Genomic DNA, 14,771 nt, shown 5'->3' with positions numbered 1-14,771 from the left:
TTTTAATTGTCGAGATCTTTTTATTATGTTACTGAAAAGATGCGAGAGAAGCTCTCGCGGGGGATAGTTTGGTCATTTCTTAGTGGCCACAAGTGGTATGCGACAACCACTAAATAATCTCATCATTGAAGGATAGTCAATTATATTATCGAATTAACAGAGGGCATACGAATGCTCTCTTTTTTACTTATGCCTAACTAGGAGGCTAGTAACATGCCGCAACTACCTGTAGAATTACGCGAAATCTTCAAACATAAACAAAAGTCCTACAAGATGGCGCTTATTCAGTGTCTTACAGCTGAGGGGGTTAGCGGACTTCATAACGGTGTTCAAATAGATCAATTAGCTCAATGGTTTCGTTCCCATTATCTTGAACGTGAACAAGCCGGTCTGCCATGCGAAGTTCCCCCTACACATCTTGGTAACACGTGGTCCGGCCTAACTGTTGCCCAAATAAAAACGATTATGCAGAACCCGATTCAAGCGCTGATAGATATCTTCAATAGCAACGTTGATAGAATAATAAGTTTTAAACAAGACATTCTAAATCAAATGGATGACCAGCAACTATCTGAACTAAGAGACTATGCGAAACGTGAAGAAGAGGCCTACTACGCTTCTTTAAGCGCGAGTACAATCCCACTACGTAACCACCTACTGCAAGTGATGAATTCCTATCATCAAGCGAGAAATGAATCAATTAAAGAGCATCCGATTGATCAACTGGTACGCAAAATAATTCCAGCAGAGTTACGTAAACTCTCGTACACCCACATACCGCTCATCGTTCAAGGCTCTGTTGGCAAGGGGAATTGGGCTGCCATTCCGTGGATAGCAATTATGAACGAGCGGATTACAATGACTACTCAAAAGGGAGAATATCTTGTCTACCTATTCTCTGAGGATATGTCTGCGGTATATCTGACCTTTATGCTAGGTGTAACCGAACCCATGAAGAAGAAAGGGAAGAAGGCCGCTTTTGAGTATTTGCGGACTAAAGCAGCTGAAATCCGAGAGATCGTCCCACTTGAAGGAGCTCACAAAGATAAAGAAATCTATCTAACGGCAAGCGGCCTCGGCGAAGCCTACCAAGAATCCACCATCGCTTATTACAAATACACAAAAGACGACATGCCGTCGGACGAGCAGCTTTTGGCTGACCTGAAGTCCATGGTAGATGATTACAACCTTTACGCGGAGAAAAGGCAGGTTGCTGCTGCGGCGGAGCAAACCAATCAACCTGTGTTTCGCTTCACCATGTCCTATCTGCACTACGTTCAAGGCGTCGTAAGTTACTTAGCCGATGATACCGATCATCCTGTTTCTATGAACGAGCTACTCAATCCCTCCATCCAACCAAGATTATTCAAATCGGGAGACGCCATTAAACATCCAGAGGATCGTCTGCGCAGCTTCATTAGAGTACTTGTCGAACTGGGTATCGTCGAACACGATGACCACGGCTTCTCTTTAAAGGAACTCGGGCAGCAATACGCACTATACATTCGACTCGACAATCCTTGGACCATTACGGATGAACAAGCGGCATTGCTAAGAAACGTGATTGAGGACCCTAGTACCACGAATGAGCTCCCGAGGGTTATTCGTCTTGCAGCTGAGATAGCAGAGCGCAAGCACATATTCACCCACGAAGACTTCCAACCCGAATTCATCGAAGCAATGGGCGTAGCCCACTTCGAGGAAGTGACTCAGCAATCGCGTACCAAGTTCATGCTCAACTGGCTGGAAGAGCTTCAATATATCCGCAAGCAAGCGGACAGCACTTATATTTATGTGGAGGAGTCGGATGAAGTGTCCACCACAATGACTGACCATCTAACTGTTCAAGAACGCGTCAACCAAATCAAATTCTTCATCGCCAACCAGGGCTTCAGCTACCCTGGCAGCTTGATCGAGAACTTCTACTTATCGCTGAAGACGAAGCCTTTTGTCATTCTCGCTGGCATATCCGGCACTGGCAAAACAAAGCTCGTCAAGCTATTCGCCGAAGCACTTGGTGCGACGGAACGCAATGGGCAGTTCACGCTTATTCCGGTCCGTCCGGACTGGAGCGACCCGAGCGATCTAATCGGTTACCAGGATCTCGCGGGGCAGTTCCGTCCAGGTCCACTCACCAAGGTGTTAATCGAAGCGATGCAGCCAGCGAATCGCAACAAACCTTATTTTATTTGCCTCGATGAAATGAATCTTGCGCGCGTCGAGCATTATTTTAGCGATATGCTGAGTATTCTGGAGACGCAGCGGCGTGATGGCGGACGGATCGTTACCGATCGGATTGTATCCAAGGAGTTGCTGCAAACGATGCAGACAACATCGAATGAGGCAGCGCAATCACCGATCAATAACGACCTCATCATTCCTGACAACGTGTTCCTGATCGGGACAGTCAACATGGACGAAACCACGCATCCTTTCAGCAAAAAGGTGCTCGACCGCGCGAACACGCTGGAGTTTAACTACATCCGGCTAGATGATTTTCCAATGGAACAATCGTCCCCAATACAGCCATCAGTAGAACCAGTCCCAGCTAGCTTCTTACAATCCGACTATCTGACTTTGCAGAATGCTTTCAGCGAGCATCAACAGCTCATAAGAACTACAACCGAGGAACTGGTTAAAATAAACGCCATTCTCGAAGAGCTACATGCCCATGTCGGATTCCGTGTTCGGGATGCGGTTTGTTTCTTCATGATCTACAATGAACGGTTCGGTCTTCTGGAGCCAAGCTCGGCGTTCGATACGCAACTCCTTCAGAAAATCCTTCCGCGTATCCAAGGAAGCAGTCAGTCGGTGAAGCGAGTCTTGATTAGATTGCTGCAATATTGCACAGGAGCAAAAGGCAGCATGGACAATCTGTTGATGGATGCATCTGACTTGTACAAGCCTTGGCGAAGCTATGATGCAACACCAGAAGCGCGTTACCCCCAAAGTGCTCGCAAGCTAGCCTATATGCTGCGGAGGTTGGAGGAAGATGGATTCACTTCATTCTGGCTCTCCTAATGAAAGCCGCGAGCTGATACAAGTTCGGACGAATTTGTTCGATTTGTACATTAAGGGAAAGCCATATCATCCAACAGTAGAGACGCTTCACCTTCATCGTGAGGAGGAAGGGGATAGAATGACAACGGAGATAGCGGCCGTTGCGATGAGCCCTCATATCCGAATCGAGGAGTTCCGCCTCTACTCGGTGGGCAGACAGCAATGGGTGGATGGATTCTCGGAGCAAGTAGAGCCTTGCTTGTATGAGACGCAGTCCTATGAGCTGATTATCGAGAGCCATACGGATCAGCGTCTCGAGTTCTACCATACCAACCCGCATATCCGGCGAGCGCTTAAGCCAGTCGGACGGAGCGGGCGAGTGTTCTCCGGCTTGCTTCAATTTCAGAATGAGATTGGTTATACCGATCTGGAGATTCGGCTTGGTGGGGAGACGGCGCTGATGCTGCGACTGGAGATCTATCCGACGAAGCTCGATTATAAGCGCGATTATCATGCGATTTTGCATGAGGTGAACCAGCAGGTCTACAATCTTTCTTTCGATTTTTTGCGCAGAACGTATCAGACAACGGGGCTGACGCACACCACGTCGCAGAGCTTAACGGAGTATTTTGCGATACTGCAATCGGTGTTCCACCAACTGGTGAGTGCGGTTGAACGGATTGAGCGGATGCCTCATCATCAGATGGATGAAGAGCGACATGTTCGGGATGCGAATAAGGTGAAGCGGGCAGGCCGGGAGAACATAAGCTTCCTCGCGAAGCGGCAGCACTTGCTGACCTCGGATCAGAAGCATGGTTTCATTCCCATTCATGGACAAATGTATCGGCCAACCCAGCTCCTCGAGACGAAGCGGAAGCTTAGCTACGATACGAACGAGAACCGGTTCCTCCGTTGGATGCTGGAGCGGATTGACCGTAAGCTTGGCGATATTCATGCAATCGTAAGGGGGAAGGACTGGCGATCGCAGGACCCTGAGTTGCTTGAGCAGATCACCAGAATGAAGACAGCGCTGCGGCGGCTGCTCCAGTTCGATTTCTTGCAGCAGTCGGGGCAGATGCAGCATTTTAATGTATCGATGGTGTTACAAATGGCGCCGGGTTATCGAGAAGCCTATCGAATCTACCTGACGTTGATGAAGGGGCTGTCGATCCAGAGCGATCTGTTCCATATCTCGATGAAGGATCTTGCGCAGCTGTATGAATACTGGTGCTTCCTGAAGATTCACGAGCTGTTGGCCCGAAAATATCGTCTACTCAAGCAGGACATCATTCGGGTGAACCGCAGCGGCCTGTTCGTAACACTAGACAAGACGCAGCGGGCGAAGGTGGATTACGAGAATCCGCATAATGGCGAGAAGTTCTCGCTTTATTACAATGCGTTACCTTCCGAGGATCAGCGCAAGGACCCGCCGACGTTGGCGCAGCGCCCGGATAATGTGCTTACGCTTCATAAGCATGACGGCAGTGGACAGGCGAAGGTGTATAAGTATGTGTTCGATGCCAAGTATCGGATTAATCCAGCCTATGAGGGCTCTTCCTATCGTGATCAATACAGTCATCCTGGGCCGGAGGAGGATGATATTAATACGATGCATCGATATCGTGACTCGATCGTGTTTCAGGAGAAGGGCTCGACAGAGTACGAACGAAGCATGTTCGGGGCTTACGTGTTGTTCCCTTACTCGGATGAAGAGAAGTTCAAGGAGCACCGCTTCTATCGAAGCATCGATCTCATTAATATTGGTGCGTTCCCTTTGTTGCCGGGCAGCACGTCTTTGCTAGAAGCTTTCTTGGATGAATTGATTCTCGACAGTCCGGAAAAAGCTTTCGAACGCTCGACGCAGCCACGCGGCACGAAGCCGTATTATGAGAACAAGCTCAGTGGACGTAATATGCTTGTTGGATCGATGCGGACGGGACAATTGGAAGCGGTGCTACAGAACAGTAGTTACTATATGCCTCTTCGTAATTTATCCGATCATAAAGTGCTGACTCAGTTGGAGTATATCGCGTTGTGTCAGTCAAGGAAGCAGTTTCAGCATGAAGCGGGCGTTCAGTGGTATGGTCGCGTGCTGGATTGGAAGATCGTGAAGCGAAGCGAGATTACGGAGCGACCTGCACGGCCTAATACGGAAGATGACCTGTACGTATACTTTAAGATCGAGCAGTGGCAGAAACGTAAAATCTCAATTGCGCTAGGCGGCCAAGGCGTCTACACCTGCTTATATACGACGAAGTATTTGTTCGATCGTGCAATCGAGCTGGCTGAGTTGCGTCTTGATGATGAAAGCCAGCTTCGCGAATGGCGTGAGAAGAGGCGTCGCGGCAAGGTGAAGGTGCGGCTCGATCGAGAGTACGTGGATTTGGCGGAGCGGGTATTGGGGATAGAAGTAGCCGAGCAGGAGTAGTGAAACTTTTCGAAATCCAAGAGGCCGTAGGTAAATCGGTTAACACGATTTACATTTATGGTCTTATCGCCGATGCTCTATCTCGTATTGAATTGTCTTCTTTTAATTAAATAGAAAATTGTCTATTATTTCATTTCCTATTCGGAGGACCCATGAACATCTTCAAAATCCTATCATCCAATGACGGGTCGATTAACGAGCCTAATGTTAGCTCATTCCTTGCGTATCTGCTTGATCCAAACGAGAACCATGGTTTAGGTTCGACGTTTGTTGAACGCTTTTTAACCCCAATTATCATGCATGACGATGTGCGTTTCAAGGAGCTTATCTATGATAACAGAGTAAGAGACTTGTCGCGGAATTCGATGTATGAAGTAAGGGTTCAGGCTGAAGTGAAGGTTATTAGCTCGGAAGAGGATAACGGCAGGAAGAGGACGAGGGACATCGATATCCTGATCGAAATTATGGAGCGACAGGCGCAGCATTCGGTGCCGAAGTATGTGTTCGGGATCGAGAATAAAATTAAGGATGGGGCCATTAGCAAAGGTGACAACCAGCTCTATGATGAAATCGTCGGGCTGAAGCGTTACTATGCTCAGGCGGCAGTCGACTCTTTCAACCCTCTTATTTCCTTTATCTTCTTAACACCGACACAATCTCGCAAAGCCGAAGGCGAGTATCAAGAACTGCTACATCAGTTAGAGGCCCAGCAGCTCGAACTTCCGTGTATGCATATGAGATGGGGAGTTCATAAAGATAGTGTGGCTCCGCAATCTGTCGCAAGGCTGTTATCTGAACTGCTGAGCCAAGAGGGCGAAGGAAGAATTGAGCCCATATATGAATACACGAAGCATACGATCAAATCATTCGTGTCTTTCATCTACTCCGACTTCCAGTCGTACAAGGAAGAGAAGAACCGTTCGAACGAGAAGCTGGACTATGGCAAGCCTGTCATTCAGTACATTCGGGACTTTTTCGACCGTACTGAGTTGGGAGTCAATATTGCACATGATGATTTGAAGAAGTGGGTGACCGAAGCGATTCTGCAAGCTTCTAACCATAAGGTGAATCCAGCAAATTTTGACCACTCCTATGTGATCAATGATCGTAACCGCAGACATTACGGAGTTAACAGTCCAGACAAAGCGGAGAAAAATTTGTTCTATTACCCGGATGAATCGAACCGTAAGGTCATCCGAAAATTAGATAATACGAATCCGCCTGCCGGAGTAAATATTTATTGGCGCGATCCAGATGGAATAGACGGTATGGGAGTAGCGTTGTATAGCGAGTATATCCGAACTTAATTAGTGTCCCTCGCCCACAGCGAGGGCTTTTTTTTATTCCGACACCTATAAAACGATAGAACCTATGGAATATTCCAGAGGGCAACTGTATATTGAAAGAATAGTCCAATAGTCTCGCTTTTTTATTTAAATACTGTCTCTCCACCCCCACACCATCGGAGGCTAACATGAACATCCACCAAATTGAAGAAGCGCTATCCATTCCGGAGACGGAGCTGCGGTGCCAGCGTGTGCTGGATGAGGTCCAGCCGGTGCTCCGCCAGCTTATGGAAGAGTTCAAAGCCCGGTTCGCCGGCGAAGCACCTGACCTTCTAGATTATTTCGTTCATACATACGAATCAACACTGCGACAGACGATGAGCGACTCCCGGAATCCGAACACTGCGCATAAGCTCGTGAATTCCAAAATCGGCAACAAAGCATTCATTGAATTAGTAGATAAGAGTTTGTTCCAAACCAAATACTCGGTATTAACGCTGATGTTGAACGCTCAGGACCGCAAGCTGAAGATCGTTCAAGCGAGCGATTTCTACCCCTTCTTGGAGGTGCTTGGGACAAAGGGGAATCAGAAGCGATTGACGCAGGCACTCGAAGCGTTGCCGCAAGACGTAGATATTTTTGTAAGCGACAAGGAAGACATTAAGATTAACCGGGATGAGTTGATTACAGTCCTGGAAAGATGTATCAAAGCAAACCTCAAGCCGTGGGTCTTGTTCGGCACACAGATCGATTTCGATCAAATTCCGTCAACGGGTCAGCTTGTGGAATTAATCGGGGACATGTGGACGAAGCTCGCGCCGATTCGCGAGTTTAGACGCAATGAAGCGGCCAGCGAGTCGCATTCTTTGGCCATATTGTCGCAGTTTAATGCCCATACCGATGAATTCCCGCTCACGTTGTACGGCAAGCAATATGATGTGAGGTTCGATCAGGCAACGGTAGTAAAAGCCAACGAACAACGTAAGCAGGAGTTCGGACTTTACGATAAAGGGCAATTGCTGGTACACGGAAGAATCGATCAGTATCATCGCACACCAGTAATTGGCCTGCGATTCACGAATGGCAATGGCGTTCTCTTCTACAAGCTAAGATTGCTAGAGGGAACGGGGCAAGTGGAATGGCGCATTACGAAGAGCTTCAAGACGCGGGGTACGGAGCAATCCTCTGAGCAGAACAAACAGTATCAGCTCCGAGCGATGAAGGAACTGGCTGATCATGACATCCCGGTGGACGGCAATACGTTCCTTGTCGGCACATGGGACAATGATGTGAAGCAATTCGTAGAGCCGATCGTGCAGATCAAGAAAAGGCTCATTATCGCAGCCGCGATCTTCACGGATTGTTTGGGGGATTTTATTTTTCCGAAGGAAGCGATCAACCTAGACCCGGGTTCGGAGCCGGATGACGAGGACGATACACCGGATGCTTTCGAGCATGATTTTAATCTGACGACGATCTTGTCTAACGTTCATGGCAGCCCGTTCGCCTACTCGGACGCGATCATCCGTGATTTTCATCTTAATCTGGTCAGCTTGGAGGACAAGCATTTTGTCATTCTGAACGGCATTTCCGGTACGGGCAAAACAAGGCTGTGCCTGCTCTACGCGAACGCGGTGTACGGCAAAACACATGATTCGGCCAATCCGTATCTGAAAGTCATTCCCGTTCGTCCGGATTGGACCGATTCGACTTCTCTCTTCGGCTATTACAGCGCGTTAGAGAAGCGGTATGTACGAACGCCGTTCCTCAATGCCGTTCTGCAAGCGATTCAAGAAGGCAAGCCGATGTTCGTGGTGCTGGATGAGATGAATCTGGCCCGCGTCGAATACTATCTAAGCGATTACCTGAGCGCGATTGAATCGAGACAGCCGATCCGGCTGCATACGGAAGAGCAGATTACCGATGTGCCGCAGGAGCTGCACATTCCGAATAACCTGTACGTGATCGGCACGATCAACGTCGACGAGACGACGCACAGCATCTCGGATAAGGTGTTGGACCGAGCTTTCGTGATGACGTTGTCGGATGTGGATTTGGAACGCTATTGGTCGAAGCTGGAGTCCAAATACGCCGTCCTCCATGAGGAATGGAAATGGCTTGAGGAGCTGCATGGCAAATTAAGCGGCTACGATCTGCACTTCGGTTATCGGACGATGAATGAAATGCTCCGCAAGCTCTATGCGAATGCCGAGCTGGACGCGGATATTCGGATGGGTAAGCAGGATGCGGCGGACCGCGTGATCGCGGAGAAAGTATTGCCGAAGATCCGCGGCGATGAACGAATCGATCCGTTGCTGGCGGACCTTATCGATTGGACGGGCAAGCAGTTCGGCAGCGGTTCACAGTCGCTCCGCCACTTGCTGCGTATGAAAGGAGAACTGGACCGGTATGGCGCTACCCAGTTCTGGAGATAAGCTGGAGTTTCTGTGTCCGGACACGCGAGAGTGGACGACGCTTGAGTCGATGCGCTTCGAAGAGGCGAAGACTTACCGTTGGCGAATAAGCCTGCCGTCGGATGTGCCGTTCAAGCTGCTGATGAATGCGATGCCGTTGCCAATGGTTCATACCGAATACGGCTGGGAAGGCGAGTGGATGACGCCTTTCCAGTCGGGTAAGGTCATTTTCACAATCGAACAGGAAGAACGGATCACTGTACCGGCGTATTTGTACCCGGATAAGCGGAAGCTGACGGAAGCGGATTATGAGCATATGATCGCTGATATTTTGGCTGAGGCCGCAGCTTGCTTTCAACATGCCGGAGCTTTTCTGCAATTCGATAGCAGCGGGTTTTCCCGGAGCGCTTCGCTGGCGCAGTGGGATTATATAGACCGGAGCTTTTACCGGCTGCAGCACTGCTTTCGGGATATTCAAGCGGAGCCGCTTCGCAGGCTGCGGTCATCGGAGCAATGGGTTCGCAGGGATAAGGTTAAGCATGTAACCCCGCAGTTGCTTGCTTGGTCGCAGCAGCATCCAGGAAGCGGGATGAGTGCGGACATGCCCGTTCCAGAGATGATCTGGACCAGCGTGCGGGAAGACAGCTTCCAGGTGTATGAGAATCAAGTGGTGCTTCGGCAGCTGCATGAGCTGCAGCATCTGCTGCGCCAATATCGCTCGGTACCGATAGAGTCCATTCGATCGAAAGCTGGCTTCTACTATGACCGGATCAACTATTGGCTGCGGGCTGCTTTTCTTCGCGGAATGAAGCCGCACGACGGCCCGGTGATCGTGTCGCAAGCTTTTCGCAAACATCCGGTGTACCGCAACTGGTATTCCTGGTTCCATCAGCTGTATCAGTTCAACGAGTACGCCATTGGTATGAAGAACTCGATTCCGTTGAAAGACACGTACCACCTGTATGAGATCTGGGTGTTCATGAAGCTGGTCCGAATGGTGAGGGAACACGGCGTTGTTCTCGATACGTCGGATCTGTTCACGCTGGAGCAGGACGGACTCGTGTTGAAATTGTCCGAGAAGAAGGAAAGCCGGATTCGATTGGCGGGCGGCGCGACGCTGGCTTATCAGCGGACTTTTACGAAGGCCACTCAGGACTACGTCACCTATACCCACGGCATGATACCGGACATTGTGCTCGAGGCGGGCGGCAAGTTGTATATTTTCGATCCCAAATACCGGTTGGACCACAACCTTCCGATGGCGCTCGGCGAGATGCACAAGTACCGGGACGGCATTATCAGCAAGGCGGACGGCGGCAAAGTCGTGGATGAAGTGTACATCATTACGCCGGCGCCCGGTCAAGAGAATGCGCACCTGTTCGGAGACGAATACCGTCAGCAGTATCGGATGGGCGCGTACGATTTGAAGCCGGAGGCGGCTAATCCGGAGCTAGCGAGTAAAATAGCAGAGATCCTAGATCATACGAAGTCGTCTCTCTTACAACGATGATAAAATTGCAACGAATCACGCTGTCGTGGCAGCGGTCGATAATGAACGTATACCGAGCGGAACCTGACCTTTTATGAGGCCGGGGACTACTCGGTTTTTTTATGAACGGCGGCAAGGTGAATGGTTCTAGCAGAAATGGGAACAAAGATACTAGAGATATTCAAAAGTTGCTAGAGTGTACGGTGGGATAGCTGTACAATAACGAATGAGGAGCGCGGGCTCGATGAATAGGCTGGAACGGGATCTGTACGAGCTGCTGTCGATTACGGCGCCGAGCGGGATGGAACGTCCGGTAGCCGATTATTTGATCCGACGATTGAAGAGGGTTGTCGACCGCGTGGACCAGGACGATTACGGCAACGTTGTGGCGGAAGCCCAATTCGGTTCCGGCACGGGACCAGCCATTCTGCTCTGCGCCCATATGGATACGGTCTGGGTGGACCCAGAGCGCGCCATCATTAGACAAGGCGGCATCTGGTCGAGCAGCAGCGGCCCGCTTGGGGCGGACGACCGCGCAGGCATCGCGATCATTCTGGACGTGCTTCGCAAGCTTGCGGGAGACGCATCGTTCCAAGGCCGGATCAAGCTTGCTTTCACCCGCGAAGAGGAGATTGGGCGGATCGGTTCGAATCGGATCGACCTTTCATGGTTGACGGACGTCGAGTTGTGCATCGTAATCGACCGCAGGGGGAGCCGGGATATCGTCGTGCGCAACAGCGGGATGAGCTTCTGTGATCCGGTGACGGGGCACTATTTTGAGACGGCGGGCGCTTTATGCGGGATGTCCGATTGGCAGACGGTGCAAGGCGGGCTCAGCGATGCGGTTACGTTCGCGGGGTACGGCATTCCATCGGTCAATTTGTCCGCGGGATACCAGCATGAGCATACAGAAGCGGAGTATGTTAACGTACGGCACTGTCAGGATACCGTAAATCTGATCGTACAAGCGCTGCTCGGGTTGCGAATAGAGCGAGCAGCCTGATGAGGCGCAACGGATTACGTATGGCGGCGGGGCGGGCCCCGGTCATTCCACTATTTTCTCGCTAGACTAAGTACAAAAACAGCTCCGCCTTCCGATATCTATAAGTAGGAATGAAACAACTTGCAAAGGAATGTGCAGATGACGACAACGGTGCGGGTGGCAGCTAGAGCACATGCATGGAGTATACACCTCCGATTGCTGATGGTTATGGTGATTGGAGTGACGATTATATTAGGGGTTATGGCATCGGCTGCGAATGCGGCCAGTGCGGATCGGGCTGTGAGGGGACTGCTCGAGTTACCGCAGCAATCTAGCGACAGCGTGACGCTGGACGGGCAGTGGGCGTTCTATTGGAAGCGTCTTCTCAGCCCGGAGGAGATGGGCAAGGCTGCCCCGGACGGCTTCGCGGAGGTGCCGGCAGCGTGGAATAAGTCCAAGCTACCAGGCGGAAGGCCAAGCACGAACGGGTATGCGACTTATACGCTGCATATTGAACATACGGAGCCGGGCAAAGTGTGGGCGCTCGACATGCCTCCTCTGCCATCGGCCTACAAACTGTGGGTGAACGGCAAGTTGCTGGTTTCAAGCGGTACGCTTGGCACGGCTGCCGGCCATTCGTCCGGTCATTCAGAGCGACGCGTTGTGGTGTTCCAATCCGATGAATCGTCCATCGATATTGTGATGCAGATGTCGAACTTCATGCATCCGCGCAGCGGCATTACGAAGAGCATCCGGCTGGGCGATCCAGACACGGTGATGCATAAAAGGCAAACGAGGCTTTCGCTGGAGCTGTTCGTGTCAGGCGCTCTGTTCATTATGGCGGTCTATCATTTCGGCCTGTTCGCTATGCGAAGGAACCGAAGGGCGCCTCTCTACTTTGGCCTCTATTGCTTCGTCATTGCGCTGCGCAGCCTGGTGGTCGGGGAGACCGCCATCTATACGTTTATTCCGTCGCTCCATTGGGTTCTGGCCGTGAAGACAGAGTATCTCTGTCTCAGCGTAAGTCTGGCGGCGATGACGTTATTCGTGCGCAAAATCTATCCATGCGACATGTCTGTCGCCGTCTGCCGGGCGATTGTATCCGTGAGCGCCGTGTACAGCGCGATTATCGTGCTGACGCCGCCGACGATTTTTACGCATCTGCTGACGTATTTCCAGATCGTGATCGCGCTCACGATCAGCTATGGCATGTACGTCTTCGGGCTAGCCATTGCGCGGAAGAGAGAAGGCTCGGTGCTGACCGCGATCGGAGCGTTGCTGCTTGCAGCGTCGATATTCAACGATATTCTGTACTACCGGGGCCTTCTGCAGACCGGCAACTACGTGACGTTCGGCTTGTTCGCGTTCATTGTGGCGCAATCGTTCATCCTGGCGAATCAGTTCTCGAAGTCGTTCGCCCAGAGCGAGGATCTCGCGCATGAGCTGAAGCAATTGAACTACTCACTGGAGCAGAAGGTGAAGGAGCGGACGCAAGAGCTGGAGTCGATCAACGAGCTGCTCAGCATTCAATCGCTGCGCGACGGATTGACGGGCATTGCGAACCGGCGGTTCTTCAACGACATCTCGAAGTCGATGCTGGACAAAGCGGTACAGGAGCAGAGCCCGCTGTCGCTGCTGCTGGTCGATATCGATTATTTCAAAAAATATAACGACACGTACGGCCATCTCCATGGGGACGATTGCTTGAAGCAGGTCGCGGAGGTGCTGCAGGAGGGGGCCAAAGCGCACGGCGGTCTGGCTGCGAGATACGGCGGCGAAGAATTCGCCCTTCTCGTACCGCTCGGCTCGACCGAAGCGGCGGAGCTCGCGGATGAGCTAGTCGGCCGCGTCCGTGCTCTCGGCATCCCGCATGAAGCTTCTGCTGCCGCGCCGGTGGTTACCATCAGCTGCGGCGTAATGTCGTATGATGCGGATGGCAGCAACTACAAGCAGCCGCCATCGATCACGGCGATGATCGAAGCGGCGGATCAAGTGCTGTACGAGGCGAAGAATAGCGGACGCAACAGGTACCGGGTTGGAGTGTAGACTTTGCCTCGTAGAGAAACGTAAGACGTTAAGGCGCCGGCACGGGAAGTGCCGGCGCTTTTAAGTCGCGGCGGATGCGCAGCAGCATGCGGACCGGTTTTTATGATCGAATGAAAGCTGATATAGTGAACATATTAAAAGCTGTTTGCGAAGGGAAGCGATCGAGCGATGGACGGGCAAAAACAGGCTTTCGCCAACATTGACGAATATATCGCATTGTTTCCGCCGGAGGTACAGGAGACGCTGCAGACGCTGCGGCGGGTGATCCATGAGTCCGCGCCAGGTGCGAAGGAGAAGATCAGCTACCAGATGCCGGCGTTCGCGCTGCACAGCAATTTGGTTTATTTTGCGGCGTACAAGAAGCATATCGGATTCTATCCGACCTCCAGCGGCATTGCGGCTTTTCAAGCGGAGTTGTCTGCGTACAAGGGGTCGAAGGGCGCCGTACAATTCCCGATCGGGGAACCGCTGCCCTATGATTTGATCCGCAGTATCGTCCGCTTCCGCGTCGAAGCGGACCGGGAAGAAGCGGAGGCGAAAGCCGAAGCGAAGAAACAGAAGAAGAAGTAGGGGTAGAAGTAAGTAGACAGGTGAGTTGGCCGCAGCTGCTGCTGGATATGCGCGGTTGCTCACCGTTTCCCGCCGCTGATCTGTGGCTGCTTGACGAAACGCTCTAACGAATCGTATCGGCGCTATTTTGCTAGAAAAGCCCTATTCTGAATTCTAACGAACTGTAGAAGCGTTATTTCGCGATATTTCGTTCATTTTCCCATGGTTTGCCCGCAATAGCGCTTCTACGATTCGTTACACAGTCAAATCAGGTAATTCCCGCCCAATAGCGCTCATACGGTTCGTTACCAGAATCGTCCTCGCTTTCTCCGCCTCATTCATTCGATTCGCTACCTATGCTCATCAATTCGAGAGTGTGCTAAACCCGCCAACCATTCTCTGCTGTCAAGCACCAACCTGACCTCCTCGAGTAGCCTCAACCGTCTCACCCGCACACAAACCGCAGCCCGGTACCGCCCACGCCAACCCGGTAATCGCACCGCCAAACGCACCGCCAAACGCACCGCCAAACGCACCGCCAAACGCACCGCCAAACGCACCGCCAAACGCACCGCCA

The 14,771-nt window shown here is 51.4% G+C and carries 8 protein-coding genes; all 8 read left to right on the top strand.

Annotation, left to right across the window (positions count from 1 at the left end; genetic code table 11):
• The first annotated feature begins 213 nt into the window (after positions 1 to 213).
• The 8 genes from PKO01S_RS18735 to PKO01S_RS18700 all read left to right on the top strand — a co-directional run bounded on the left by PKO01S_RS18735 (position 214) and on the right by PKO01S_RS18700 (position 14,215).
• Positions 214 to 3,021 (top strand): MrcB family domain-containing protein, encoded by a 2,808-nt coding sequence (locus tag PKO01S_RS18735; RefSeq protein WP_127532972.1) that lies wholly within the window; start codon positions 214 to 216, stop codon positions 3,019 to 3,021.
• 118 nt (positions 3,022 to 3,139) lie between these two features.
• Complete coding sequence (locus tag PKO01S_RS18730; RefSeq protein ID WP_307719841.1) at positions 3,140 to 5,428, top strand: restriction endonuclease-like protein; 2,289 nt, start codon at positions 3,140 to 3,142, stop codon at positions 5,426 to 5,428.
• A gap of 152 nt (positions 5,429 to 5,580) precedes the next feature.
• On the top strand, positions 5,581 to 6,735 hold the full coding sequence (locus PKO01S_RS18725) for a PD-(D/E)XK nuclease family protein (protein WP_127532970.1): 1,155 nt from the start codon (positions 5,581 to 5,583) through the stop codon (positions 6,733 to 6,735).
• Between the two features lie 167 nt (positions 6,736 to 6,902).
• On the top strand, positions 6,903 to 9,149 hold the full coding sequence (locus PKO01S_RS18720) for an McrB family protein (RefSeq protein WP_127532969.1): 2,247 nt from the start codon (positions 6,903 to 6,905) through the stop codon (positions 9,147 to 9,149).
• Positions 9,124 to 10,638: a DUF2357 domain-containing protein gene (locus PKO01S_RS18715; protein ID WP_127532968.1), complete on the top strand. Its 1,515-nt coding sequence runs from the start codon at positions 9,124 to 9,126 to the stop codon at positions 10,636 to 10,638. The genes PKO01S_RS18720 and PKO01S_RS18715 overlap by 26 nt, the downstream gene beginning before the upstream one ends.
• Before the next feature lie 223 nt (positions 10,639 to 10,861).
• On the top strand, positions 10,862 to 11,620 hold the full coding sequence (locus PKO01S_RS18710; protein ID WP_164779670.1) for a M20/M25/M40 family metallo-hydrolase: 759 nt from the start codon (positions 10,862 to 10,864) through the stop codon (positions 11,618 to 11,620).
• Between the two features lie 138 nt (positions 11,621 to 11,758).
• Complete coding sequence (locus PKO01S_RS18705) at positions 11,759 to 13,645, top strand: sensor domain-containing diguanylate cyclase (protein ID WP_127532966.1); 1,887 nt, start codon at positions 11,759 to 11,761, stop codon at positions 13,643 to 13,645.
• Between the two features lie 168 nt (positions 13,646 to 13,813).
• Positions 13,814 to 14,215: an iron chaperone gene (locus tag PKO01S_RS18700; RefSeq protein WP_127532965.1), complete on the top strand. Its 402-nt coding sequence runs from the start codon at positions 13,814 to 13,816 to the stop codon at positions 14,213 to 14,215.
• The last annotated feature ends 556 nt before the right edge of the window (positions 14,216 to 14,771 follow it).

This window comes from Paenibacillus kobensis NBRC 15729 (genome assembly GCF_004000825.1).
In the GTDB taxonomy this organism is placed as follows: domain Bacteria; phylum Bacillota; class Bacilli; order Paenibacillales; family Paenibacillaceae; genus Paenibacillus_T; species Paenibacillus_T kobensis.
The sequence above is the reverse complement of the archived record's forward strand: the minus strand, read 5'-3'. Positions and strand labels throughout refer to the sequence as shown.

Excerpts from the sequence above, each read along its gene's own strand:
- PKO01S_RS18705 (WP_127532966.1), top strand. The coding sequence starts at position 11,759 with ATGACGACAACGGTGCGGGTGGCAGCTAGAGCACATGCATGGAGTATA.
- PKO01S_RS18725 (WP_127532970.1), top strand. The coding sequence starts at position 5,581 with ATGAACATCTTCAAAATCCTATCATCCAATGACGGGTCGATTAACGAG.
- PKO01S_RS18710 (WP_164779670.1), top strand. The coding sequence starts at position 10,862 with ATGAATAGGCTGGAACGGGATCTGTACGAGCTGCTGTCGATTACGGCG.
- PKO01S_RS18715 (WP_127532968.1), top strand. The coding sequence starts at position 9,124 with ATGGCGCTACCCAGTTCTGGAGATAAGCTGGAGTTTCTGTGTCCGGAC.
- PKO01S_RS18735 (WP_127532972.1), top strand. The coding sequence starts at position 214 with ATGCCGCAACTACCTGTAGAATTACGCGAAATCTTCAAACATAAACAA.
- PKO01S_RS18730 (WP_307719841.1), top strand. The coding sequence starts at position 3,140 with ATGACAACGGAGATAGCGGCCGTTGCGATGAGCCCTCATATCCGAATC.
- PKO01S_RS18700 (WP_127532965.1), top strand. The coding sequence starts at position 13,814 with ATGGACGGGCAAAAACAGGCTTTCGCCAACATTGACGAATATATCGCA.
- PKO01S_RS18720 (WP_127532969.1), top strand. The coding sequence starts at position 6,903 with ATGAACATCCACCAAATTGAAGAAGCGCTATCCATTCCGGAGACGGAG.